Consider the following 24941-nt stretch of genomic DNA (forward strand, 5'->3'; position numbering starts at 1 on the left):
GCTGCTTCCCCAAACTCCCGGCCACCGCAACGTCGTCTTGGATCGATCTAAGCGATGGGCGGGCGTTTTTTAGCATGGGTTGCCCGTCGGCGCATGCTGCTGCGCAATATGGTATTGCCGTGGCGGGGGCATGACGTTTTTCTGAATCGGCTGGAAACGTTTTCTCGCGCGATTCCCCGGCAGGCCGGCCAGGAGGCCGCGCGGCGGGACGTATGCTGCGGCGCAGAATGCATTGGCGCGAATCGCCATGCTCTACTTGAATCGATCTAAATTCACGGTTGCGCGGGTCTCGCGCCATTCCACGGGGAGCAGGCTGCCGGCAGGCAGCGCTCAGCGGAAGGCGTTGCAGGCTCCAGCCGTCTGCCACCGCACCATCGACCACAGGAACCCGACATGCGCCCAGTGCCGTCCGCTCCCGCTGTCCCCTCGACGCCGCGCCCGTTGACGCGATTGGCCTGGCTGCTCGCACTGGCGATGTCGCCGGTGATGCTGCAGGCCGCCCCGGCCGCACTCGAGCGCGAGGTGAACACCTTCATCGGCAGCAAGGACGATGGCAACACGTTCCCGGGCGCCTCGGCACCCTTCGGCCTGATCCAGGTCAGCCCCATCGGCAGCCACTATTCGGGGTGGCGCTACGACGACGAGAAGATCCGTGGCTTCGGCCACTCCTTCCTGTCCGGTGCCGGGTGCTGGGAGCAGGGCGGCCAGGTCTCGGTCCTGCCCGTGACCGGCAGCATCGGTCCCGGTGGCGATTTCGACACCGCCGACGCCAAGAGCTTCAACCACAAGACCTACGCCGCGTCGTACACGCATGACGGCGAAATCGGCCAGGCCGGCTACTACAAGGTGCGCCTGACCAGCTACGGTGGCATCGATGCCGAGGCGACCGCGCGCACCCGTGCCGCCGCCGAGCGCTACACCTTCAGCCAGCGAAGCGGCGATGGCCACGTGCTGGTGAATGTCGGCCAGGCGAATGAACGCCATTCGGTGATCGGCAGCGTGATCGACGTGGTCGGCGACCGCGTGGTCGAGGGCAAGCTGGTCACCAAGAGTTTCTGCGGTGGCCACCAGTACACGACGTGGTTCCGCATCGAGTTCGATCGCCCGTTCAAGGCGCATGGTACCTGGGGCGAGGCCGGTGGCCTGCCGGGGGCGCGCCACAGCATGGAAGGCGAGCAGAAGCCGAACGGTGCCTGGTTGAGCTTCGACCTGGACAAGGGGCAGTCGGTCACGGCGGTGAGCGCGATTTCGCACGTCGATGCCGAAGGCGCGCGCACCAACCTGCGCACCGAGGGCATGCAGGGCGGAGCGCTGATGGGGTTCGACCGCATGCGCGCGCTGTCGCAGCAGGCGTGGCGCGAGGAGCTGGGCCGGGTGCGCGTGCAGGGCGGCAGTGCTGATGACCGCACGGTGTTCTACAGCGCCGCCTACCACGCGCTGCTGCAGCCGCTGACCGGCAGCGATGCCGACGGCCGCTACCGCGGCTACGACGATGGCATCCATCGCGCGGATGGCTGGACCTACTACGAGTACTTCTCGCTGTGGGATACCTACCGTGCACAGAACCAATGGCTGGCGCTGACCCGCCCCGATGTGGCGCGTGACATCGGCCGCACGCTGCTGGCGATCGACGAGCAGGGGGGCTGGCTGCCACGCTGGGGTTACGCCAACTTTGAGACGAACATCATGACCGGCGATCCGGTGACCCCGTTCATGGTCGACCTGTGGCGTTTCGGTGCGTTCAAGGGCCGTGAATCGCAGGCGTGGGATGCGCTGCGCCGCAATGCGTTCGGCACCCCGCCGTTGAATTCCCGTCATGCGGGCCGGTCGGGCAATCCGACCTATCTGGACAAGGGCTACGTGGTCTACGACCGTGCGTTCCCGTCCAAGGGCATGGACGTCGATCCGCATCACGGCGGCTCGGCCACTCTGGAATATGCACTGGCCGACTGCGCGCTTTCGCAGATGGCCGATGGCCTGGGTCACGCCCGGGATGCGGCGACGCTGCGAGAGCGCGGCCGCAACTGGCGCAAGGTGTGGGACCCGCAGGTCCGCGACGCCGAGACCGGCTTCAGCGGCTTCCCGCGGCCTCGCACCGAGGATGGGCAGTGGTACACCCCGGCCGACGGGCACTACAGCCCCCGTTCCCACCACGGCTTCCATGAAGGCACCGCGTGGCAGTACCAGTGGCTGGCGCAGCAGGACATGCCGGGGCTGGTCGAGGCGATGGACGGTCGTGAGCAGGCCGGGCGCCGGCTCGATGCCTTCTTCGCGATGGATGTACTGCAGGCCGACCCGCTCAATGCCGCGCGGCGCGAATGGGTGGTCGGGCCCTACAGCTACTACAACCAGTTCCGCTACAACCCGAACAACGAACCCGATCTGCACGCGCCGTGGCTCTACACCCTGATCGGCCAGCCGTGGAAGACCGCCGCGGTGGTGCGGGCCGCGCAGCAGCTGTTCACCAATGCGCCCAATGGCGTGACCGGCAACGACGATCTTGGAACGATGTCGGCGTGGTACCTGTTCAGTGCGATCGGCATGTACCCGGCAGTACCGGGCAGTGGCCAGTTCCTGCTGCATACGCCGCGCTTTGCCCGGGTCGAGGTCGACATGGGCAATGGCCGCACCCTGCGCATCGATGCCCCGGGGGCGGACGGCCGCCGCCTGCAGTACGTGCAGGGCGTGCAGGTCGATGGCCAGGCGCATGCCCCGGTCTGGCTGGACTGGGAGCGCCTGCAGCAGGGCCCGCGCCTGCACTTCGCCCTCGACGCGCAGGCGCCGACCCAGGGGTGGGGCACGGCGGTGAAGGATCTGCCGGTGTCCTGGTGCGCGGCACCTGGCAGCCAGCTGCGTTGATCGGGGCTGTGCCGTTCGCGGCGACCCAGCGAACGGCACGGCACGAGACGGCCGCGATCCATTAGGCTTGAGCCCTCAGCGGAGCCCGGGAATACGATGAACGACAACGGCAGCACTTCCAGCAAACGCGCCGGCAAGGCAGTGACGGTGACCGACATCGCGCGCGCCATCGGCGTATCGCGGGCGACCGTGTCGCTGGTGCTGCGCGGCAGCCCGCTGGTCAACGTCGATACCCGGGCCAAGGTCGAGGCCGAGCTGCGGCGCCAGCGCTATGTCTACAACCGCGCAGCAGCCAACCTGCGGCGGCGCACGTCCTCCAGCATCGCACTGGTGATCAACGACCTGTCCAATCCATTCTTCGCCGAATTCGCCTCCGGCGTCGACGAGGCGCTGGGTGGGCGTGGCTACGTGACCCTGCTGGGCAGCACCGGCGAATCGCCGGAACGCCAGCAGGCGGTGCTGTCCACGCTGATGGAACACACCCCGGCGGGGCTGATCCTGTCGCCGGCCGAAGGCAGCGATGCCATGCAGCTGCGCCAGGCACTGGGAGCCAATGCCAACGTCCTGCTGTTCAACCGTGAGCTGGACGGGGCCGATTGGGACTTCCTGACGCTGGACAACCAGCATGGGGCCTATCTGGCCACCCGCCACCTGATCGAGCGCGGCCATCGCCATATCGCCTTCTTCGGCGGCCACGCGGCGTCCAGTTCCTGCCACCAGCGCCGTGCCGGCTTCCAGCAGGCGCTGGCTGAGGCTGGACTGTCGCTGCCACCCGGCTGGATGATCGAATCGGCGCCGAACCGGCTGGAGGCGGCTGCACGCACCGACGAACTGTTCGCCGATGGCCATCGGCCGAGCGCAGCGGTCTGCTACAACGACACCGTCGCGCTGGGGCTGATGCTGGGCTTGAACTCGCGCGGCATCCGGCCGGGCGGCGATTTCGCTGTCACCGGCTTCGACGATATTTCCGAGGCTTCGGTGGCGGTGCCACCGTTGACGACGCTGACCGCCGACCCGCGCGAGCGTGGCCGGCAGGCGGCGGCACTGCTGCTGCAGCGCCTGGACGAACCGGATGCGCCGCCACGGCGCACGGTGGCTCCGGTGCAGCTGCGGATCCGCGAAAGCAGTGCCGCCCGGCCGACCTGATTTCACTGCCGTTACTCCTTCCACGCAACAACGATTCCGCGCAACGAGGCGCGTTCCGCATGCCGATCTCAGCAACGCCCCGTCCGTCGGGTTCCCCGGGCAACGCACCGGCCGTCACCAACGGCAAGGCCCTGGCCGTGGTGACCACCATCTTCTTCATGTGGGGCTTCCTGACCTGCCTCAACGACATCCTGATTCCACACCTGAAGGCGGTGTTCGAGCTGAACTACGCGCGGGCGATGCTGGTGCAGTTCACCTTCTTCGGTACGTACTTCCTGATGTCGCTGCCCGCTGGCCGCCTGGTCGCGGCTCTCGGCTACAAGAAGGGCATCGTGGCCGGCCTGCTGATTGCAGGTGTGGGTGCGCTGGGCTTCTGGCCGGCGGCCGAACTGCGGATCTACGGCGCCTTCCTGGGTGCATTGTTCGTGCTCGCTACCGGCATCACCGTGCTGCAGGTGGCGGCCAATCCCTATGTGGCGCTGCTGGGCCCGGAGCAGACCAGCTCCAGCCGGCTGACCCTGGCGCAGGCGTTGAACTCGCTGGGTACGGCAATCGCGCCGATCTTCGGCGGCATGCTGATTCTCTCCAATACGGTCAAGAGCGCCGATGAAATGGCGGCGATGCCGGCCGCCGAACAGCTGGCCTATCGTGCTGCCGAGGCGCAGGCCGTGCAGGGCCCGTATGTGGGCCTCGCGGTGGCGCTGGTGCTGCTGGCGTTGTTCGTGTTCCTGTTCCGCCTGCCGGCGCTGAGCGATGCGACCGAACAGGCCGACCAGGGGCATCACCACAGCTATCTGGATGCGCTGCGCCAGCGTCATCTGCTGCTGGGCGTGCTTGGCATCTTCTTCTATGTCGGTGCGGAAGTGTCGATCGGCAGCTTCCTGGTGAACTACCTGTCGATGCCCGACATCGGCGGATTCAGCGAGCAGGAGGCCACACACTACGTTTCCGCCTACTGGACGATGGCGATGGTCGGCCGCTTTGCCGGCTCGGCGCTGCTGGCTCGCTTCTCGCCGAGCCGCCTGCTGGCGATCTTCGCACTGGTCAACGTCGGACTGCTGGCGCTGACCATGGCCAGCGCCGGCAGTGTCGCGCTGTACTCGGTGGTGGCGATCGGCCTGTTCAACTCGATCATGTTCCCCACCATCTTCGCGCTCAGCATCGAGCGCCTGGGGCCGCTGACCAACAAGGGCTCGAGCCTGCTGATCATGGCCATCGTCGGCGGCGCCGTGGTGCCGTACCTGCAGGGCGTGCTGGCCGACCACATCGGGGTGCAGGCCAGCTTCATCCTGCCGCTGCTGTGCTACGTCTACATCATTTTCTACGGACTGGTCGGCGCACGTACGCCGGCCTCCGCAACGCAGGGAGGCTGAGTCCGGAATGGGTGCGATTGTCTGCTTCGGCGAAATTTTGATCGATCTACTGGCGCAGCCGCCGGCCAATGCGGACACGCCGCGCGCGTTCCTGCAATACGCCGGCGGGGCACCGGCCAACGTCGCGGTGGCTGCCGCGCGGCTGGGCGCGAAGACCCAGTTCGTCGGCATGCTGGGCCGCGACATGTTCGGCGACTTCCTGGCCGAAAGCCTGGCCGAGCACGGTGTCGGTACCGACTACATCGTCCGCACCGATGCCGCCAAGACCGCGCTGGCGTTCGTCGCTCTCGATGCAGAGGGAGAGCGCAGCTTCAGCTTCTACCGTCCGCCGGCGGCCGATCTGCTGTTCCGCGACAGTGATTTCCAGGCCGCCTGCTTCGACAGTGCGCAGTGCTTCCACGTCTGCTCCAACAGCCTGACCGAGGCGGCCATCGCGGACGCAACCTTCGCGGGCATGGAGCGCGCGCGCGCTGCCGGGGCTGTGGTCAGTCTCGACCTCAACCTGCGGCCGGCGCTGTGGCCGGCCGATGTCGATCCGTCGCCGCGCCTGTGGCAGGCGCTCGAACGCGCGGACCTGGTCAAGCTGTCGCGCGAAGAACTGGACTACCTGGCGGCGCCCCTGGGCGACGGCGGCGAGGACGCGGTGCTGCAGCGGCTGCTGGCGGCGCAGGCTCGCTGGGTGATCGTGACCGATGGTGCGGCCACGCTGCGCTGGTACACCCGCCAGGCGCAGGGCACAGTGACCAGCTTCCAGGTCGCCGCTGTCGATACCACCGCAGCCGGTGATGCCTTCGTGGGAGGCGTGCTGGTGGGACTGCTGGAGCGGGGTGGCGCAGGCGGGGGATTCAGCGCGTTCTGCCGGGACCCGCAGGCCATCGACGCCACGCTGCGCTTCGGTGCCGCGGTCGGCGCGCTGGCCGTTACCCGCAAGGGCGCGTTCGCCGCGATGCCCTCGCTCGACGAAGTGCAGCAGCTGCTGCAGGCACAGGACATTACCGCATGAGCACCTCGCCCGACTTCCGTTCGCCCGCGTTCCTGCGCGCGCATATTGCCGATACCCTGGCGTTCTATCATCCGCGCTGCATCGATCCGGCCGGTGGTTTCTTCCATTATTTCCGTGACGACGGCAGCGTCTACGATGCCAGCCATCGCCATCTGGTAAGCAGCACCCGTTTCGTCTTCAACTACGCGATGGCCTATCGCGAGTTCGGCAAGGCCGAGTACCGCGAGGCCGTCGAGCATGGCGTGCGCTACCTGCGTGAGGTGCACCGCAATCCGGCCACCGGTGGCTATGCCTGGACCCTGCGCGATGGCCAGGTCGAGGACGACATGAATCACTGCTATGGCGTGGCGTTCGTCCTGCTGGCCTACAGCTGCGCGTTGAAGGCCGGCATCGAGCAGGCCCGCGCGTGGATGGATGAGACCTGGCAGCTGCTGGAGGCGCGCTTCTGGGAGCCGCAGCACGGTCTGTACCGGGACGAGGCGGACGGCCAGTGGAACTTCACCGGTTACCGTGGACAGAACGCCAACATGCACATGTGCGAGGCCATGCTGGCTGCGTTCGAGGCCAGTGGCGAACAGCGCTATGTGGAACGTGCCCTGCAGCTGGCCGACACCATGACCCGTCGCCAGGCAGCCAAGGCCGGTGGCCTGGTATGGGAGCACTACGATTGCAACTGGGAGATCGACTGGAACTACAACCTGGACGATCCCAAGCATCTGTTCCGTCCCTGGGGTTTCCAGCCGGGCCACCAGACGGAGTGGGCCAAACTGCTGCTGATCCTGGATCGGCACGTGCAGGCCGACTGGCTGGTGCCGACGGCGCGTCATCTGTTCGACGTGGCCGTGGAGCGCAGCTGGGACGAGGCCCGTGGTGGCCTGTACTACGGTTTCGCGCCGGAGTCACGACGGCAGCCGGGCATGGACGGCGCGCCGATCGGCGGCGACAGCTTCGTCTGCGACGACGACAAGTACTTCTGGGTACAGGCCGAAACCCTGGCAACCGCTGCGCTGATGGCTGCGCGCACCGGTGATGACCGCTACTGGCAGTGGTACGACCGCATCTGGGCCTATTCCTGGGAGCACTTCGTCGATCACCGCTACGGCGCCTGGTTCCGCATTCTCGATGCAGACAACCGCAAATACAGCGATGAAAAGAGCCCTGCAGGCAAGGTGGATTACCACACCATGGGTGCCTGCTACGAAGTGCTGAACGTCGTGCGTTGAGCATGACCGGCAGCGCCGGGCCATGCCCGGCGAAGCATGATCGGTAGCGCCGGGCCATGCCCGGCGGAAGCATGATCGGTAGCGCCGGGCCATGCCCGGCGGACACAACAGGAGTCCCGCCCGTGCATCGCCCTTTCCGTGCCGTTTGCCCATTCGCCTCTCTGGCCCTGTTGTGGATTGCCACTCTCGTATTCCCGGCAGCGGCCGCTCCGTTACAGGCAAGCTGGGAGTTCCGCATGCTGCCGGGCGACGCGCAGGGCGCGGCGCATCCCGGCCTGCAGCAATGGCGCAGCGCGCAGGTGCCGGGCAGCATCCACACCGACCTGTTGGCGCATGAACTGATCCGTGATCCTTACGTCGGCGCCGCCGAGGCCGAGCTGCAGTGGATCGGCCTGGCGGCATGGGAATACCGTGCACGCTTTGATGTGGACGCCGCGACCCTGGCCAGGCCGAACGCGGAACTGCGCTTTGACGGTCTGGATACGTACGCGGAAGTCACCCTCAACGGCAGGCCGCTGCTGCGCGCCGACAACGCTCACCGCAGCTGGCGCGTGCGCGTGGACGGCCGCCTGAAGGCGACGGGCAACACGCTGCAGATCGTGTTCCGTTCGCCGATCCGCACGCTGCTGCCCGCTGTCCAGGCGATGCCGCACAGGATTGCTGGCAATTATCCTTCGCCCTACGGTGACGAGCCGAAGGATGCGATGGTCGGTAATTTCGCGCGCAAGCCGGCCTACCATTTCGGCTGGGACTGGGGTCCGCGCTATGTCACCGCCGGGGTCTGGCGTGGCATCGACCTGGAGTCCTGGGGGGGGCGCCGCCTCGGCGATGTGGCCGTACGCACCGAGATGCTGGATGCGCAGCAGGCGAAGCTTGCGGTCGTGCTGCAGGTGGAACAGGACGCTGCCGCGGGTACCGCGGCCGTCGATGTGGAGGTGTTCGATCCGGAGATGCGCAGTGTCGCGCGGGTGCAGCGGCAGGTTGCAGTGGCCCCGGGAGCGAATACGGTGGAGCTGCCGGTGGCGCTTGCCCAGCCGCGCCGCTGGTGGCCGGTCGGCTACGGGGCACAGGATCGCTACGTGGTGGCGGTCCGCCTGGACGGCGGCGATAGCGAGTCGCTCGCGCGCGAGCAGCGCATCGGCCTGCGCACGGTCGAACTGCGCCGCGACAAGGACGCTGATGGCGGCCAGGGCTTCGCATTCGTGATCAACGGCGTGCCGGTCTTCGCCAAGGGTGCGAACGTGATTCCCTTCGACGCGTTCCCGGCCCATGTGGATCCCGCGCGCGTGCGCCAGGTGCTGACCGCCGCGCGCGACGCCAACATGAACATGCTGCGCAACTGGGGCGGCGGCTACTACGAAAACGATGTGTTCTTCGATATTGCCGATGAACTGGGCCTGCTGGTCTGGCAGGACTTCATGTTCGGCGGCGGCATGCAGCCCGGCTACGACCCGGCATTCCGCGCCAGCGTGGTTGCCGAAGCGCGCGACAACGTGCGCCGCCTGCGCCATCACCCCAGCATCGTGTTGTGGTGTGGCAACAACGAAGAGGAAACCGCGTGGAAGGACTGGGGCCATGGCCGCGACCTGAAGGCCGCAGATCCGGTCTTCGCCGCAAAGGTCTGGCAGGGCTATGTGGACCTGTTCGGCAATGACCTGCGTGCGGTGGTCCGTGAAGAAGGGCTGGGGGTGCCGTACTGGTCCAGTTCGCCCAGCAACGACCTCGACGAGAAGGCCAACGACTCCACCCGTGGCGACAAGCACTACTGGCAGGTGTGGGGCAATCCGGCGTTGCCGGTGCAGGCCTATCTGCGCGAGACGCCGCGCTTCATGTCCGAGTACGGCCTGCAGGCGTGGCCGGCCGTGGCTACGGTGGACCAGATCGCAACCCGCGCCGAGCAGCGGATCGACAGCCCGGTGATCCGCGCGCACCAGAAATTCATGGCGGGCGAAGGCAACAGCCGTCTGCTGCACTATATCGAGCGGGGTTACGGTACGCCGAAGGATTTCGGGGACTTCGTGTATCTCAGCCAGGTGATGCAGGCCGATGGCATCGCTCTGGCAGCGCTGCACCATCGCGCCTCACGCCCCTACACGATGGGCTCGCTCTACTGGCAGCTCAATGACGTATGGCCGGGTGCGTCCTGGTCGAGTGTGGACTACTTCGGGCGCTGGAAGGCGCTGCACTACCAGGCGCGGCGCTTCTTCGCTCCCGTTGCCGTGGCGGCGCTGCGTGACGAGGGCACGACACGCGTGCGTCTGCTCAACGATGGCGACGCCGGCGAGGCGCGCTGGCGGCTGCGGGTGATGGATGTCGACGGCAAAGTGCTACGTCGTCGCGAGCAGGCGGTGACCCTGGCGGCCGCGGGCGTGACGGCGGTCGGCGATTTCAGTGATGCCGAACTGCTGGCGGGTGCCGATCCGAAGCGCACGATTGCCGTGTTCGAGGTGCTGCAGGGAGGGAAGACGACTGCACGTCAGGTCGTGGGATTCGTCGAGGCCAAGGATCAGGTGCTGCCCCGCCAGGCGCTCAGGGCCACGCTGGACATCGAGGGGGACCACTACCGGCTGCGGCTGCAGAGCAGGGCATTCGTGCGCGCGGCATGGGTGGACTTCGGTGCCCTGGAGGTGCAACTGGAGGACAACCTGCTCGATCTGCTGCCGGGCGAGAGCCGCGACATCAGCGTGCGCGGCCCGGTGGATCTGGCCACGCTGCGCGAGGCGCTGGAGGTGCGCAGCCTCAACGATCGTTGAGGGGCGCCGTCGGCGGTACCTGGCCTGGGCCGGTGCCAACCCGGGTTGGCTGCGACCAGAAAGGGATCGTGTTACAGCTGGATCTGCTGGAAGTTCTCGACCCGCTGGTGACCGTGGGCGGCGTCGCCGACGCGCGGCATCGGGTAGTCGTCCAGACGGTCCAGCAGGCGGGTCTGCAGACCCGCCTCGCGCGCGGCATCAAGCTCTTCCACCACGTCGGACAGGAACAGGATCTCGCCTGCCGGCACGCCGATGGACTGGACGATGCGGCGGTAACTGTCGGCCTCACGCTTGCCGCCGATCTCGGTGTCGAACCAGCCTGACACCAGCGGGCTGAGATCGCCCGCGTCGCTGAAACCGAAAAACAGCTTCTGCGCCGGCACCGAACCGGAGGAGTAGACGTACAGCGGCAGGCCCGAGGCATGCCATCCCTTCAGCACCGGCGCCACTTCCGGATAGAAGTGCGCGGTGTAGTCGCCACGGCGATAGCCGGCGTCCCAGATCAGGCCCTGCAGCGCCTTCAGCGCCGTGTGCTTGCGGTCCTGGTCGATCCAGCCCTGCAGGGTCTCGGCGACCACGCTGTCCTGGCAGGCGCCGCCGATTTCGCTGGCCACCGTATCCAGCCAGCGGCGCACGTCCGGTCGCTGGCCATGCTCGGCCACGAAGCCGGGCAGGGCCTGGCGCGCATAGGGGAACAGCACGTTCTTGACGAACGAGATGCTGCTGGTGGTGCCTTCGATGTCGGTCAGGATGACGCGGGGCTGCATGGATCAGGATGCCTGGGTCGGAACGTAACGGGGGAATTTCTGCGCGATGTCGGTGCCGGTGAAGTGGCCGACCCAGCCATCCGGCTCGGTGAAGAAGCGGATGGCCACGAAACTCGGCTCCTCGCCCATGTCGAACCAGTGCGTGGTGCCATCGGGCACGGCGATCAGGTCGTCCTTCACGCATTCGATCTCGTAGACCTTGTCACCCACGTGCAGGGTGAACAGCCCCGAGCCGGCAACGAAGAAGCGCACTTCGTCTTCCTTGTGGAAGTGCTCGTCGAGGAACTTCCTGCGCAGCTCGGCGCGGTTGGGATTGTCCGGCGCGATCGACGCAACATCCACGCTCTTGAAGCCGCGTTCGGCGACCAGGCGATCGATGTCGGCGCGGTAAGCGGCGAACACCTCGTCCTGGCTGGCGCCCGGCGCGACCGGTGCGGTGGCCTGCCAGCGCTCGAAGGTCACGCCGATCTTCTGCAGCTCGGCAGCGATGATGGCGCCGTCCTGGCTGTCCAGCAGCGGGGATTCGGGGCGGGTGTCGTCGTAGATGCGCAGTCGGCTCATGGCGGCAGCTTGAACGTCTCGGGGGGAGGACAGGGTAGCAGGGTGGCGGGCGGGCGCAGATTGCGGTTTGGAATCTGCTCAGCCACGCAGCCTGCGCAGTTCCAGTTCGCAGTGCAGCAGGAACTCGAATGCCTCAAGGTGGCGGCGCGCTTCGGCCATGTCGCGGCCCCAGGCGTACAGGCCGTGGCCATCGATCAGGTAGCCCCACAGCGTCTGGCGGTCCAGCAGATCCTCGACCTGGGCCGACAGCACGTTCATGTCCTGGGTGTTGGCGAACACCGGAACGTCGATGGCCATCTCGTGCGTGCTGTTGCCGGCAAAGGCTTTCAGCAGCTCATAGCCTTCCAGGCGGATGTGCCCCTGCGGTGCATACAGGCGCGAGGCGACGGTCTGCACCGGCGAATGCGTGTGCAGGACGCAGCCGACTTCCGGGAAACGCCGGTACAGCTGCGTGTGCAGCAGCGTCTCGGCGGACGGGCGCAGCGGACGGCCGACGGCCTGGCCATCGAAGTCCACGACCATGATGTCGTCCTCGATCAGCCGCCCCTTGTCCTTGCCGGAGACGGTGATTGCCGCATGGCGGTCGTCGAGGCGATGGGAGAAGTTGCTGCTGGTGGCCGGGGTCCAGCCGGCCTGGGCCAGTTCGCGGACGTTGTCGATCAGCAGCTGGGCGAGCTCGCTCAGGCGCGCGGTGTCGTAGGGGAGGGGGGCGGCGTTCATGCGGGCGATTTTACTGGATTCGGCCAACGGCTGAGCCCCTCTTGGCTGTCTCGCCGGGCGGGATTTCTTGCTTTGGCCGGGCGGGTGGGCTGTGCAGGGGACGCCGTAAACCCATCCTTGGGGGCTTGGCCGCGGCATCCCTGCCGCGGACACCCCTGCACAGCCCACCCGCCCGGCCACGGACAGGTTCCGTGCGCGTCAGCCACGGAGTGAAGAAGGAAAAGCGAAAAGCGGGTCGCTTCGCTGCACTTGCTCGGAGCGGAGCATGGCTCCGCTCTACAGAGGATTCATCGACCTACGAAAATTCATCTCCTGGACGAATTCATCCACGCATGACGTGGACCAACCAGACGCGCCGGGAGACTGTCGGAGGTGGGGCGGGTTGGGTTCGCGGGGGTGTCCGCGGCATGGATGCCGCGGCCAAGCCTCCAGGGATGGATTCACGGCGTCCCCCGCGAACCCAACCCGTCCCGCCAAACCCTCGGCCCCGCTGTTGCTGTTGCCGTTGCCGTTGCTCCGGCTTCAACGGCGGGTGCAGGGCCGCAGGCCCTGCAATGCAGAACCCCTTACTTCACCCGCAGGCGGCTGTGCCGGAAGCCGTAGCAGAAATAGATCACGAACCCGAAGAACGTCCACACGCCCATCAGCATCCAGTTGTGCATGGTCATCGCCGACAGCAGCGCCAGGCAGCTGAGCACGCCCAGGCTGCAGATCAGCCACGCCATCGGCATGCGGAACGGGCGCGGCAGGTCCGGTTGGGTGCGGCGCAGGATCAGCACGCCCGCACACACCGCCGCGAAGGCGATCAGCGTGCCCATCGAGGTCAGTTCGCCGAGCACGTCCAGCGGGAACAGCGCAGCCAGCAGGGCGATGCCGATTCCGGTGATGACCGTATTGATATGCGGAGTGCGGTACTTCGGATGGATTCGGGTGAACACGGGCGGCAGCAGGCCATCGCGACCCATGATCATGAAGATGCGCGGCTGCGCGATCACCATCACCAGTACGACCGAAGAAAGGCCGACCAGCGCCCCGATTTCCACCACCACCCGCAGCCAGCCCAGCTGGGGATGCGCCGCGACGGCGGTGACCACCGGCTCATCGGTGCCGAGCAGGGTGTACGGCACCAGGCCGGTCATGACGGCCGCCATGGCGATGTACAGCACCGTGCAGACCACCAGCGAGAGCATCATGCCGATCGGCATGTCGCGCTGCGGACGGTGTGACTCCTGTGCCGCCACCGAGACCGCCTCGAAACCGATATAGGCGAAGAACACCATGGCAGCGCCGCGCAGCACGCCCTCCATGCCGTACTTGCCGGGCCCCTGGTTCTCCGGAATGAACGGGGTCCAGTTGGCCGGATCGACGTACTTCCAGCCAACCACGATCACCAGCACGATCAGGCCGGTCTTGAGCACCACCATGGCCATGTTCATGGCCGAGGACTTGCTGATGCCCACGTAGCACAGCCAGGTCAGCAGCAGCACCAGGATGGCCGCGGGCAGGTTGGCGATCGCGCCGGTCGGGCGCAGCTGCCCGTCCAGCGGTGCGCTCACCAGCGCGGCCGGCAGGTGGATGTCGAAGTGACTGAGCAGGCTGAGGAAGTAGCCGGTCCAGCTGACCGCCACTGCCGAGGCGGACACGCCGTACTCCAGCACCAGCATCCAGCCGATGAACCAGGCCGAGAGCTCGCCGAAGGTGGCATAGGTGTAGGTATAGGCGCTGCCCGAGACCGGCACCATCGAGGCGAACTCGGCGTAGGCCATGGCGCAGAACGCGCAGCAGATGGCGGCCAGCACGAAGGACAGCATGATGGCCGGGCCGGCATGGTTGGCTGCGGCCTGCCCGGTGATGACGAAGATGCCGCCGCCGATCACTGCGCCGATGCCCAGGGCGGTCAACCCCCAGGGTCCGAGGTGGCGGCGCAGGCTCAGGCCATTGGCGTCTTCATGGGCGGCATGCGGGTGCTTGGTGGCCCAGAGTTGCTTGAACATGTGTGGGGATCTTGTCGATGCGCGCCGGGTGGGCGCGCGGGCGGAAACACTGGCAGGAGCAGACGGGCCGGCGCAGGGCCGGCCCGCAGGTTCAGGCGGACTTGGCCAGCTTGCTGTTGCGCATGCCGTAGCCGAAGTAGATCAGCAGGCCCAGCACGGTCCAGCCGACGAACAGATGCCAGTGCACCACGAAGGCCTGCCAGAACAGGAACAGGCAGGCCGCCGCGCCCAGCGGGCAGATGATCCACACCACCGGTACGCGGAACGGACGATGCAGCTCCGGACGGGTATAGCGCAGAACCAGCACGCCGATGCATACGGTCGCGAACGCCAGCAGGGTACCCATCGAGACCAGTTCGCCCAGCACGTTCAGCGGCATCAGGCCGGCCAGTGCCGCAGCGATCACACCGACCACGATCGTGGCCCAGTATGGGGTGCGGAAGCGGGCATGGACCTTGCCGAAGAACTTCGGCAGCAGGCCGTCGCGGGAGATCGTGTAGGCGATGCGGGTCTGGCCCATCATCATCACCAGCACCACCGAGGACAGGCCGGCGATGGCGCCGATCTCGACTGCGGTCTTCAGCCAGGACAGGCTGGCATAGGGCTCCAGCGCGGTGGCCACGGGCTTGTCGGTGCCCAGCAGGTGATACGGCATCATGCCGGTCAGCACGGCGCAGACGATGATGTAGACGAGGGTGCACACGGCCAGCGACCCGAGCAGGCCGATCGGCATGTTGCGCTGCGGGTCCTTGGTTTCGCCGGCTGCGGTGGAAACCGCGTCGAAGCCGATATAGGCGAAGAACACGATGGTGGCGGCACGGAACACGCCGCTCCAGCCGAACTCGCCGGATACGCCGGTGTTTTCCGGAATGAAGGGCTGCCAGTTGGCCGGATCGATGTGGGCGGCGCCGAAGCCGATGAACAGGCAGATCACGGTGACCTTGATGGCCACGATGATGGCGTTGACGAAGGCCGACTGGGTCACGCCGACATACAGCAGGCCCGAGACCGCAGCGACGATCAGGACCGCCGGCAGGTTGAACAGCTTGCCGGAAGAGATGAACTCGCTGCCGGTCCATGCGATCGGTGCCGCACTGAGTGCGTCAGGGAACGGCATGTGCAGCGTGGTGGTGATGAAACTGATCAGGTAGGCCGACCAGCCCACCGCGACCGAGGCCGAGGCGAACAGGTACTCCAGTACCAGACACCAGCCGATGAACCAGGCCATGCCCTCGCCGAGCGTGGCGTAGGAGTAGGAGTAGGCGCTGCCCGATACCGGCATCATCGCGGCGAACTCGGCGTAGCACAGGCCGGCGAGTGCACATGCGATGCCGGCGAAGACGAACGAGAGCATCACTGCCGGGCCGGCGTGGTTGGCCGCGGCCTGACCGGTCAGTACGAAGATGCCTGCACCGATCACCGCCCCTACGCCAAGCAGGATCAGGTGTTTCGCCGTGAGGGTCCGTTTCAGCGTGGCTTCGCCGTCCAGGCTGCCTTCGATGGGTTCGCCGGCATCGACGTGCCCGGCCGGTTGCACCGGCTTGACCCTCAACAGAGCTTTCAGCATGCAGTACTTCCCTAATGATCGGTTTGGGGGCCGTCGATACGTTGCCGGCAGCCCTGAATGGTGAAGGCCGCGCGAACGGCCCGCTGTACCTTAGCCAAAGCTGAAGCCAACGCACAAGCGCAATCGCAACAATGAGCGGCGATAATGAACAGTATTTTTCCGAACCACCCCCATTCATGAGCCACACCGCCGAAACCCTTGCCGCGCTTGATGATCGCCTGCGCAGTCTGCTGCGGGACCATGCGCGCCTCGAGCCCGCCCACGACGCCCTGGCTGCCGAATTCGGCACATTGCTGGACGATCCGGAAGATCCGTTCCGGCGCGAGCGGTTGGCCGGCCACTTCACCGCCAGCTGCTGGCTGGTCAGCGCCGATGGCCAGCGCCTGCTGCTGACCCACCACCGCAAGCTGCAGCGCTGGCTGCAGCTGGGCGGCCACGCCGACGGCGACCGCGACCTGGCCCGGGTGGCGCTGAAGGAGGCAGAGGAGGAGTCGGGGCTGTCCGGGCTGGTGCTGGACGATCCGGCGATCTTCGACCTGGACAAGCATTGGATCCCTGAACGCGGGGACGTGCCGGGGCATTGGCACTACGACGTGCGCTTCGTGATCCGGGCGCTGGGGGGCGAGGACTTCGTGCTCAGCGAGGAATCGCTGGACCTGGCCTGGCGGCCGGTGACCGAAGTCGCGGCCGATCCGGAATCGGACGAATCGATGCAGCGCATGGCGCGCCGGTGGTTGGCGCGCTGACGGGGACGTCCACCTCATGCGCGGGCCGCCGGGCATCGCCCGGCGCTACCGTGATCGCGTGGGTAGCGCCGGGCCGTGCCCGGCGAACCTTCAATCAATACAGGATGCGGGTGCGCAACGTGCCCGGAATGGCCGCCAGTTCTTCGCGCACCGCGGCGGCCTGCTCCTCGCTGGCGGTGATGTCGATCACCACGTAACCCACCTTCGGGTCCGTGCGCAGGAACTGGCCGTCGATGTTGACGTTGTGGCGCGAGAAGATCTCGTTGACCTTGGACAGCACGCCCGGCACGTTCTGGTGGATGTGCAGCAGGCGCAGGCTGTCTTCGTGTTCGGGCAGGGTCACTTCCGGGAAATTGACCGCCGACAGGGTGCTGCCGTTGTCGCTGTAGCGCACCAGCTTGGCGGCGACTTCCACGCCGATGTTGTCCTGCGCTTCCAGCGTGCTGCCGCCGACATGCGGGGTCAGGATCACGTTGTCGTGGCGGGTCAGCGGTGATTCGAAGATGTCGCCGTTGCCCTTCGGCTCCACCGGGAACACATCCAGTGCAGCCCCACCGACATGGCCGCTGGCCAGCGCTGCGTCCAGCGCATCGATGTCGACCACGGTGCCGCGCGCCGCATTGATCAGGTGCGCGCCCTTGCGCATCTTCGCCAGCTCGGTGCTGCCGATCATCCACTGCGTGGCCGGGGTCTCCGGCACGTGCAGGGTAACGATGTCGGCACGTGCCAGCAGGTCGTCCAGGCTGGCCGCGGCACGCGCATTGCCCAGCGCCAGCTTGGTTTCCACGTCGTGGAAGATCACCTGCATGCCCAGCGATTCGGCCAGCACGCCGACCTGGGTGCCGATGTGGCCGTAGCCGATGATGCCCAGCGTCTTGCCCCGTACCTCATGGCTGCCGCTGGCGGACTTCGACCAGCCGCCGCGGTGGCATTCAGCGTTCTTCTGCGGGATGCCACGGGTCAGCATGATCGCCTCGGCGATCACCAGTTCGGCCACGCTGCGGGTGTTGGAATAGGGCGCGTTGAACACCGGGATGCCGGCCAGCTCGGCCGCGTCCAGATCGACCTGGTTGGTGCCGATGCAGAAGCAGCCCACCGCGATCAGGCGCTTGGCCTCGGCCAGCACCTCGGCGCTGAGCTGGGTGCGCGAACGGATGCCGACGATATGCGCCTCGGCGATGCGCGCCTTCAGTTCGTCCTCGGGCAGCGCCTTGGTGTGCGCCTCGATCTGGCTGTAGCCGGCGGCGCTGAATACCTCCACGGCGGTCTGGCTGACCCCCTCCAGCAACAGCACGCGGATATCCTGCTTCGGGAACGAGGTCTTCTTCGGCGACATGGGGCAACACGGCCAGTGGGACAGGGGCTGACCACTATGCCAGATCGGACCGCCCATGGTGCAGTGCGCAATTGGTTGCATCCGTAGCTATCTGTGCGGCACTGCGGGGCTGGACGCTGGCGCGTGCCACTGGCACGCTTGCCCGTTCGTCACGCACCGCGCTGGACCGACATGACCGATTCCCGCATTGCCTCGCTGCTGCAGGCCTGTCCCGGCCTGAAGCTGAAGACCGACCCATCCGACCTGGAGCATTACGGTCGCGACTGGACCCGGCGCTGGACGCCGGCGCCGCTGGCGATCGCGCTGCCGGCCACGGTCGAGGAGGTGCAGGCGGTGATGCGCTGGAGCGCGGCCGAAGCGGTTGCGGTCGTGCCCTCCGGCGGCCGTACCGGGCTGTCCGGCGGCGCGGTAGCCGCCCACGGCGAACTGGTGCTGAGCCTGGAACGGATGAACAAGGCCCTGGCCTACGACGCGGTCGACCGGACCCTGGTGGTACAGGCCGGCATGCCGCTCGAAGCGCTGCACAACGCCGCGCTGGAGCATGGATTGATCTATCCGGTCGACTTCGCCGCGCGCGGATCGTGTTCGATCGGCGGCAACATCGCCACCAATGCCGGCGGCATCCGCGTGATCCGGTACGGCAACACCCGTGAATGGATCGCCGGGTTGAAGGTGGTCACTGCCAGCGGCGAGCTGCTGGAATTGAACAAGGGCCTGATCAAGAACTCCAGCGGCTACGACTTCCGCCAGCTGCTGATCGGTTCAGAAGGCACGCTGGGCGTGATCGTCGAGGCGACGGTGAAGCTGACCGATCCCCCGCCGGCCAGCAACGTGATGCTGCTGGCGTTGCCCAGCTTCGAGGTGCTGATGCAGGTATTCGCCGCCTTCCGTGCGCGCCTGCAGCTGCAGGCGTTCGAGTTCTTCACCGACCGGGCGCTGGAACACGTGCTGGCACATGGTGCGCAGGCGCCGTTCGACGAAGTGCATCCGTACTATGTCGTGACCGAGTTCGCTGCCAATGACGAGGCACAGGAAGCCGCGGCCATGGCGGCCTTCGAGGACTGCATGGGCAACGGCTGGGTCAGCGACGGCGTGATCAGCGCCAGCGACGCACAGGCGGCCCAGCTGTGGCGCCTGCGGGAGGGCATCACCGAATCACTGGCGCGCTACAAGCCCTACAAGAATGACGTCTCGGTGCGTATCTCGGCGATGCCGGCATTCCTGGCCGAGACCCAGGCGCTGATCGGCCAAGCTTATCCACACTTCGATGTGGTCTGGTTCGGCCATATCGGCGACGGCAACCTGCACATCAACGTGCTGAAGCCGGACGACACCAGCGACGCCGAGTTCCTTGCCCAGTGCGAGCAGGTGACCAAGCTGCTGGCGCAGGTGCTGGCGCGTTTCGATGGCAGCATTTCGGCCGAACACGGGATCGGCCTGGTCAAGAAGGGTTACCTGGACAGCACGCGCGGGCCGGCGGAAATCGCGTTGATGAAGGCGGTCAAGCGTGCGTTCGATCCCGAAGGGCGGCTGAACCCGGGCAAGCTGTTCGACGCCTGATCTGGGCAAACCCTTCACGCACCCGTTACGCTCCACCCATTCCTTCAACCGGCCTGCGACCGATGATCCGACCGTTCCTGCTGATTGCCCTGCTGTCCCTGCCGCTGGCCGGCTTCGCTTCCAGCTTCGCCGGCACCTCGGCCGGTTCGGCAACCGGTGCATCGTCCGGCTCGTCGGGCAGCAGCTCGGGTGACGACAAGGTCGTGCGCGCAGCGCGCGATGATGCCGCGGCCTTTGTCGCCAGCGACGGCCAGATCCGTGGCGCGCGCCTGCAGGCCGCGCTGGTCCATCTGCGCGAGCAGGACGCTGCCGCGCAGCAGCAGAGCGATCTGGAACTGGCGCGCGCCCTGCTGGCGCGTTGATCCGGGCCGCATGCCGCCCGCGGTTTCGCTTGCCGTGGCGCCGGCCGATGCACGGCTGAACGTCTTGCGTACGCGGGCAGCAGCAGATGCCGGCCGCGACCCGGCGCTGTCCAAGCGTGCCCTGCATGCAGGATGGGGTATCGCATTGGCGTGGCTGGCGATACCGGTGGCGCATGCGACCGACCGCCTGCAGCTGGACCCCGCAGGCCTGGACCCAACACAACAACGGCTGGCCCGGCAGACCCTGGCCGACGTGCAGTCGCTGCTGCCCGAGGGGCTGCTGCGCGCGTTGCCGCCGCAGGTGCAGGTGCGCTGGAGTGAGGCCCTGCCGGCCGATGTGCACGGTCGGGCCTTTGGCGGACGCGTGTCGCTGCGTCGCGACCTGCTGGATGAGGAGGTGCCCGGCGCCCGCCGCGCGCGACGCAGCGCGCTGGTGCACGAACTGGCCCACGTTGCCGACCGCAACGGTGCAGGCTGGTCGCGCAGCGCGCGCTGGCGCGATCTGTCCGGCTGGCAGCGCAGGCCGTGGCATCTGGGTCGCGGTGACAATGATTTCCGTGACCGCAGCCCGGATCCCTACGAGCTGACGGATGCGGCCGAGTACCTGGCAGTGAATGCCGAGCATTTCCTGCTCGATGGTGCGTTCGCCTGCCGCCGTCCAGCCCTGGCGCAGTGGTACCGGGCGCATTTCGGCACGCCGCCATCGCTGCCACGCCCGCACTGTCACGCGACCCTCCCATTGCTGCAGGCCGAAGCGGAGGAGGGGGCAGCCTCGTTGCTGCAGCTGGATCCCGCGCGCGTCTATGCGGTGGACTACCTGTTCGCTGAAGGCAGCCGGCAGCCGATGAGCCGCTGGGGCCACAGCATGCTGCGGCTGGTCATCTGCCGGCCGGGCCGGACGCCGGGACCAGCGTGCCGACTGGATCTCGAACATCACCGCGTACTGTCCTTCCGCGCGTTCGTGGGCGATGTGCAGATTTCCAACTGGCGTGGCCTGACCGGCGACTATCCGTCGCGCCTGTTCGTGCTGCCGCTGCAGCAGGTGGTGGATGAATACACCAAGGTCGAGCTGCGTGGCCTGCAGTCACTGCCCCTGCGCCTGCAGCGCGAAGAAATCGCCAGCCTGCTGGAACGCACCGCGCAGGTGCATTGGACCTACGACGGACGCTACTACTTCGTCAGCAACAACTGCGCGGTGGAGACTGCGAAACTGCTGCAGGCCGGCGTGCCTCGGCTCGGCCAGGCCGGGCTCGCCCAGCTCACCCCGCGGGGACTGCGGCGTCGGCTGGCACGGCTGCATGTTCTGGACGACCAGGTCCTGGCGGATCGGGCGGGTGCGCAGGCCCAGGGGTATTACTTCGCCTCCGCGCGTGATCATTACCAGCAGCTTTTTTCGGTGGCTGCCACCCAGCTCGCCTTGCCCGCGCGCGACGTGCGCGCATGGCTGAAGCTGCCCGCGCGCGAACGCGGCCCCTGGCTGCTGCAGGGTGATCTGCGCGCGAGTGCTGGCCTGCTGCTGCTGGAACAGGCCGCGCAGCGACGCGCGGAGCTGCGCGCGCGTGACGTGCTGAAGCGCGGTCTGCTGGCGGCGCCGGAGAGCGCTGAGGCACGCAGTCTGCGTGAACTGCTGGACCTGAGCGGGCAGTGGCTGCGTCCCGGGGAGCTGCTGGCGGACGGCGGCTACGGCTTGCCGCTGCCCGAGGAACAGGTACTGCTGGCCGACCGCGTTGCGCTGGCCAGCGCCCAGGCGGTGCCGGCATGGCAGACCCTGCGCATGCAGCTGCGGCAGCAGCTGCCGCCGTCGCAGCGGGGTGAGCTCGATGACATCGATGCGAACCTGGCGGCGCTGGGTGAGCGCCTGCGACGGCAGGCGACGCCTACTGACGCGGCAGTTCGATGACGAAGCGGCTGCCGCCACTGTCACCGGGCGCGCAGTAGACCTTTCCGCCATGTGCATCGGCGATGGCCTTGACCACGGCCAGGCCCAGGCCGCTGCCACCGCCCTGGCGCGAACGTGAACCGTCGGCGCGCATGAAGGGGCTGAAGATGTCCGCGTGCAGTGCCGGATCGATGCCGGGGCCCTCATCCTCGATGGCAACCTGCACGTGTCCCGGGGTGTCATGCACGGCAATCCGCACCCGGCCCGGGCTGGCGTAGCGCCGTGCGTTCTCCAGCAACGCAAGAAGCGCCTGCCGCAGGCGGGTCGGATCGCAGTGGGCGTTGTGCTCCTCGCGGCTGGTCTCCAGTTCCAGCACGAAGCCGGCCGCGCGGAACTGGGGATCGACCAGGGTCATCACCGAGTGCACTTCGGCCACCACATCGGTACGGGCGCGGCGCACGTCCAGCCGGGCGTTGTCCGCCAGGCTCAGCACGCGCAGATCCTCGATCAGCCGCGACAGCCCTTCCACCTGCGCCAGCAGGCTGCGGAACTGCGATTCGTCGGGGTGGAACACGCCTTCGGCCAGGCCCTGCAGGCGACCGCGCAGGATGGTGACCGGCGTGCGCAGTTCGTGGGCGATGGCGGCGTGCCACATCATCCGTTCGCTTTCCATGTGCTGCAGGCGGCGCGCCATCGCGTTGAAGTCGTCGACCAGCGCGGCGACCTCGCCGGGAGAGTTGCCGTCGGCGCTGGCGCGTGCGCCCAGGTCGCCGCTGGCCAGCGCGCGCACGCTGTCGACGAGCGAATTCAACGGGGACAGGATACGGTGGGCGAGGCGGAACGATGCGGCGATCGCAAGGGCCAGCCCGGTCAGGATGACACCGACCATCCAGGCCAGTTCGGGACCGGTGGGCAGCCAGCTCTCCGGCTCGACCGTACTGGCCGGCGAAAACTCGACCAGCACCGCATACAGCAGCCAGGACGAGAGGATCATCATCACGATGACGCCGATCACCATCAGCGACATCGAGACGACGATGTGCCGGCTGAGCCCGGACCGGCGCATCAGCGGTCGGCCATCAGGCGGTAACCGACGCCGCGCACGCTGCCCGGGATGTTGACCATGCCCACGTCGTCCAGCTTGCGGCGCAGCTTGCTGACATGGCTGTCGACCGTGCGCTCCAGCGCTTCACTCTCAGGCAGGCATTCATGCATCAGTTCGCTGCGGCTGAAGATGCGGGTCGGTGCCAGGGCCATGCAGTGCAGCAGCTTGAACTCGGTCAGCGTCAGCAGGACTTCATGGCTGTAGCCATCGCCCTCCACATGCACGGCATGGGTTGCCGGATCGATCAGCAGCTGCCCGATGCGCAGTGCCGCCGGTGCATCCACGCGTGAGGATCTGAGCGTCCGCCGCAGCACCGCGCGCACGCGCGCAGCCACCTCGGCCGGGTTGAACGGTTTGACCACGTAGTCGTCGGCACCCATGCGCAGCGCGGTCAGCTTGTCCAGGTCCTGGTCGAGCGCGGTCAGCATGATCACCGGCGTTTCCCCGCGCTGGCGCAGCTGGCTCAGCACGCTCCATCCGTCCAGCCGCGGCAGTTGTACATCCAGCAGGACCAGGTCCGGACGCATGTTGCGGTGCAGGTCCAGTGCACTGTGGCCGTCGCCGGCGCGCAGGGTGCGCAGGCCCTCACGTTCAAGATAGGCAGTGAGGATGTCGGCGATCTCGGCCTCGTCCTCCACGATCAGGACCAGGGCGGCGAGGGCAGTGGAGGCGTGCATGCGTGGATCAGGCCATAAGGTGCTTGCCTCCATCGTATCTCCACACTTCCTCCATCGAAACCCCATCATCGCCGCGCAGACTGCGCGCTTCATGACCTATCCGCCGCGCCTGCGGCATTGTGCACAGCAATGAGAACCTTCAGGACCCCGGCCGCGTTGATCGCGGTCCTCGCCTTGGCCATGACGGCCTGTTCCTCGCCCGAAGCCAGCCCCGAACCCGCACCGCGCGTGAGTGTGGTCACCGTCGGCCCACAGGTCGTGCAGCGCGACGATGAGCTGCCGGGCCGCGTGACGGCCGTGCGTACCGCACAGATCCGTGCGCAGGTCGGCGGCATCGTGCAGCGTCGCCTGTTCGAGCAGGGGGCCGAAGTCACCGCCGGGCAGGCGTTGTTCCAGATCGATCCGGCGGCCTTCCGTGCGGACGTCGATTCGGCGCTGGCGGCCCTGCAGCGCAGCGAGGCGGCGCTTGCCCGCAGCCGTGTGCAGTCGCAGCGGCTGCACGCCCTGGCGGCGGCGCAGGCCGTCAGCCAGCAGCATCGCGACGACGCCAGCGCCGAGTACGAGCAGGCGCGCGCCGCGGTGAATGAAGCCCGGGCGATTCTTGCCCGCCGCCAGCTGGACCTGCGCTATGCGACGGTCAGCGCGCCGATCAGCGGACGCATCGATCAGGCATGGGTGACCGAGGGAGCGCTGGTCGGCGTGGCCGATGCCGAGCCGATGGCGGTGGTGCAGCAGATCGACCAGGTCTACGTGGATGTTCGCCAGCCTGCGTCCCAGCTGGAGTCGCTGCAGCGCAGCGCCGCGAGCGGTGGACAGTCGTCGGTGGCGATCATCGGCCCGGCGGGCCGGCCGTTGTCGGAACGTGGCGAGCTGCTGTTCTCCGGCATCAACGTCGATGCACGTACGGGCGATGTGATGCTGCGCATCCTGGTGAACAACCCGCAGCGCCAGCTGCTGCCCGGAATGTACGTACGGGCAAGAGTGCCGCGCGGTGCTCCGTCCAGTGCGCTGGTTCTGCCGCAGCAGGCCGTACTGCGCAGTGCCGGTGGTCAGGCCTACGCCTGGGTGGTCGGCAGTGACGGCAAGGCGGTGATCCGCACGCTGGAGATCGATGGCAGCGTGGATCGGCAGTGGCTGGTCCGGAATGGCCTGAAGGCGGGCGAGAAGGTGGTCGTCGAAGGCCAGGAGCGCCTGCAGGAGGGCGTGGTGGTCCAGATGCACGACTGGTCACGGCCCGTCGCCATTGCCGGGGCTGCACCGTCAGGTCGTCAGGGCTGAGTCCGCCAGGACCCGGCCGATCCAGGAAAATC

General features: G+C 67.4%; 19 protein-coding genes. 11 read left to right on the forward strand and 8 right to left on the reverse strand.

Annotation, left to right across the window (positions count from 1 at the left end; translation table 11 throughout):
- Positions 1 to 393: 393 nt before the first annotated feature.
- From ACVOJ1_RS06365 to ACVOJ1_RS06390, 6 genes are all read left to right on the forward strand, one after another.
- Complete coding sequence (locus ACVOJ1_RS06365; RefSeq protein ID WP_481558699.1) at positions 394 to 2859, forward strand: GH92 family glycosyl hydrolase; 2466 nt, start codon at positions 394 to 396, stop codon at positions 2857 to 2859.
- A gap of 96 nt (positions 2860 to 2955) precedes the next feature.
- Positions 2956 to 4005 (forward strand): LacI family DNA-binding transcriptional regulator, encoded by a 1050-nt coding sequence (locus ACVOJ1_RS06370; protein ID WP_346480158.1) that lies wholly within the window; start codon positions 2956 to 2958, stop codon positions 4003 to 4005.
- A 59-nt stretch (positions 4006 to 4064) separates the two neighbouring features.
- Positions 4065 to 5378: an L-fucose:H+ symporter permease gene (gene fucP / locus ACVOJ1_RS06375; RefSeq protein WP_053516708.1), complete on the forward strand. Its 1314-nt coding sequence runs from the start codon at positions 4065 to 4067 to the stop codon at positions 5376 to 5378.
- Positions 5379 to 5385: 7 nt separating this feature from the next.
- Positions 5386 to 6381, forward strand: a complete 996-nt coding sequence (locus tag ACVOJ1_RS06380) for a carbohydrate kinase family protein (RefSeq protein WP_346480159.1) — start codon at positions 5386 to 5388, stop codon at positions 6379 to 6381.
- Positions 6378 to 7604 carry an AGE family epimerase/isomerase gene (locus ACVOJ1_RS06385; RefSeq protein WP_262218461.1) on the forward strand — a complete coding sequence of 409 codons (1227 nt, stop codon included), beginning with the start codon at positions 6378 to 6380 and terminating at the stop codon, positions 7602 to 7604. The genes ACVOJ1_RS06380 and ACVOJ1_RS06385 overlap by 4 nt, the downstream gene beginning before the upstream one ends.
- Before the next feature lie 56 nt (positions 7605 to 7660).
- Positions 7661 to 10357, forward strand: a complete 2697-nt coding sequence (locus ACVOJ1_RS06390) for a beta-mannosidase (protein ID WP_481558700.1) — start codon at positions 7661 to 7663, stop codon at positions 10355 to 10357.
- Between the two features lie 71 nt (positions 10358 to 10428).
- Here ACVOJ1_RS06390 and mtnC read toward each other — a convergent pair whose 3' ends face one another.
- From mtnC to ACVOJ1_RS06415, 5 genes are all read right to left on the reverse strand, one after another.
- The gene (gene mtnC / locus ACVOJ1_RS06395; protein WP_279943014.1) at positions 10429 to 11124 is read right to left on the reverse strand and encodes an acireductone synthase; all 696 of its coding nucleotides are present in this window, start codon (positions 11122 to 11124) and stop codon (positions 10429 to 10431) included.
- Between the two features lie 3 nt (positions 11125 to 11127).
- Positions 11128 to 11685, reverse strand: a complete 558-nt coding sequence (locus ACVOJ1_RS06400; protein ID WP_053516703.1) for a 1,2-dihydroxy-3-keto-5-methylthiopentene dioxygenase — start codon at positions 11683 to 11685, stop codon at positions 11128 to 11130.
- Positions 11686 to 11763: 78 nt separating this feature from the next.
- Positions 11764 to 12405 (reverse strand): methylthioribulose 1-phosphate dehydratase, encoded by a 642-nt coding sequence (locus ACVOJ1_RS06405; RefSeq protein ID WP_053516701.1) that lies wholly within the window; start codon positions 12403 to 12405, stop codon positions 11764 to 11766.
- Positions 12406 to 12971: 566 nt separating this feature from the next.
- On the reverse strand, positions 12972 to 14399 hold the full coding sequence (locus ACVOJ1_RS06410; RefSeq protein ID WP_053519498.1) for an amino acid permease: 1428 nt from the start codon (positions 14397 to 14399) through the stop codon (positions 12972 to 12974).
- Between the two features lie 91 nt (positions 14400 to 14490).
- On the reverse strand, positions 14491 to 15966 hold the full coding sequence (locus ACVOJ1_RS06415) for an amino acid permease (protein ID WP_053519499.1): 1476 nt from the start codon (positions 15964 to 15966) through the stop codon (positions 14491 to 14493).
- A 131-nt stretch (positions 15967 to 16097) separates the two neighbouring features.
- Here ACVOJ1_RS06415 and ACVOJ1_RS06420 point away from each other — a divergent pair, with 131 nt between their 5' ends.
- Entirely contained in the window at positions 16098 to 16712 is a 615-nt protein-coding gene (locus ACVOJ1_RS06420; protein ID WP_081279755.1) for an NUDIX hydrolase, read from the forward strand.
- 94 nt (positions 16713 to 16806) lie between these two features.
- Here the strand turns inward: ACVOJ1_RS06420 and serA are convergent, their stop codons facing one another.
- Positions 16807 to 18048 carry a phosphoglycerate dehydrogenase gene (gene serA / locus ACVOJ1_RS06425; protein WP_053519501.1) on the reverse strand — a complete coding sequence of 414 codons (1242 nt, stop codon included), beginning with the start codon at positions 18046 to 18048 and terminating at the stop codon, positions 16807 to 16809.
- Between the two features lie 171 nt (positions 18049 to 18219).
- Here serA and ACVOJ1_RS06430 point away from each other — a divergent pair, with 171 nt between their 5' ends.
- The 3 genes from ACVOJ1_RS06430 (at position 18220) to ACVOJ1_RS06440 (ending at position 21870) form a co-directional block, all read left to right on the forward strand.
- On the forward strand, positions 18220 to 19608 hold the full coding sequence (locus tag ACVOJ1_RS06430; RefSeq protein ID WP_053519502.1) for an FAD-binding oxidoreductase: 1389 nt from the start codon (positions 18220 to 18222) through the stop codon (positions 19606 to 19608).
- Positions 19609 to 19670: 62 nt separating this feature from the next.
- On the forward strand, positions 19671 to 19970 hold the full coding sequence (locus tag ACVOJ1_RS06435; RefSeq protein WP_053519503.1) for a DUF2388 domain-containing protein: 300 nt from the start codon (positions 19671 to 19673) through the stop codon (positions 19968 to 19970).
- Between the two features lie 10 nt (positions 19971 to 19980).
- Positions 19981 to 21870, forward strand: coding sequence for a DUF7844 domain-containing protein (locus ACVOJ1_RS06440; protein WP_445394524.1), 1890 nt, complete (start codon positions 19981 to 19983; stop codon positions 21868 to 21870).
- Here the strand turns inward: ACVOJ1_RS06440 and ACVOJ1_RS06445 are convergent.
- Together ACVOJ1_RS06445 and ACVOJ1_RS06450 are read right to left on the reverse strand one after the other, a co-directional pair.
- Complete coding sequence (locus ACVOJ1_RS06445; protein WP_197571285.1) at positions 21848 to 22915, reverse strand: ATP-binding protein; 1068 nt, start codon at positions 22913 to 22915, stop codon at positions 21848 to 21850. The two genes, ACVOJ1_RS06440 and ACVOJ1_RS06445, sit on opposite strands and share 23 nt — an antisense overlap.
- Positions 22915 to 23631, reverse strand: a complete 717-nt coding sequence (locus ACVOJ1_RS06450) for a response regulator (protein ID WP_196769946.1) — start codon at positions 23629 to 23631, stop codon at positions 22915 to 22917. The genes ACVOJ1_RS06445 and ACVOJ1_RS06450 overlap by 1 nt, the downstream gene beginning before the upstream one ends.
- Positions 23632 to 23760: 129 nt before the next feature.
- Between ACVOJ1_RS06450 and ACVOJ1_RS06455 the strand changes: the two genes are divergently transcribed.
- Positions 23761 to 24909, forward strand: coding sequence for an efflux RND transporter periplasmic adaptor subunit (locus ACVOJ1_RS06455; protein WP_346480161.1), 1149 nt, complete (start codon positions 23761 to 23763; stop codon positions 24907 to 24909).
- The last annotated feature ends 32 nt before the right edge of the window (positions 24910 to 24941 follow it).

Source organism: Stenotrophomonas sp. STEN225 (assembly GCF_056756445.1).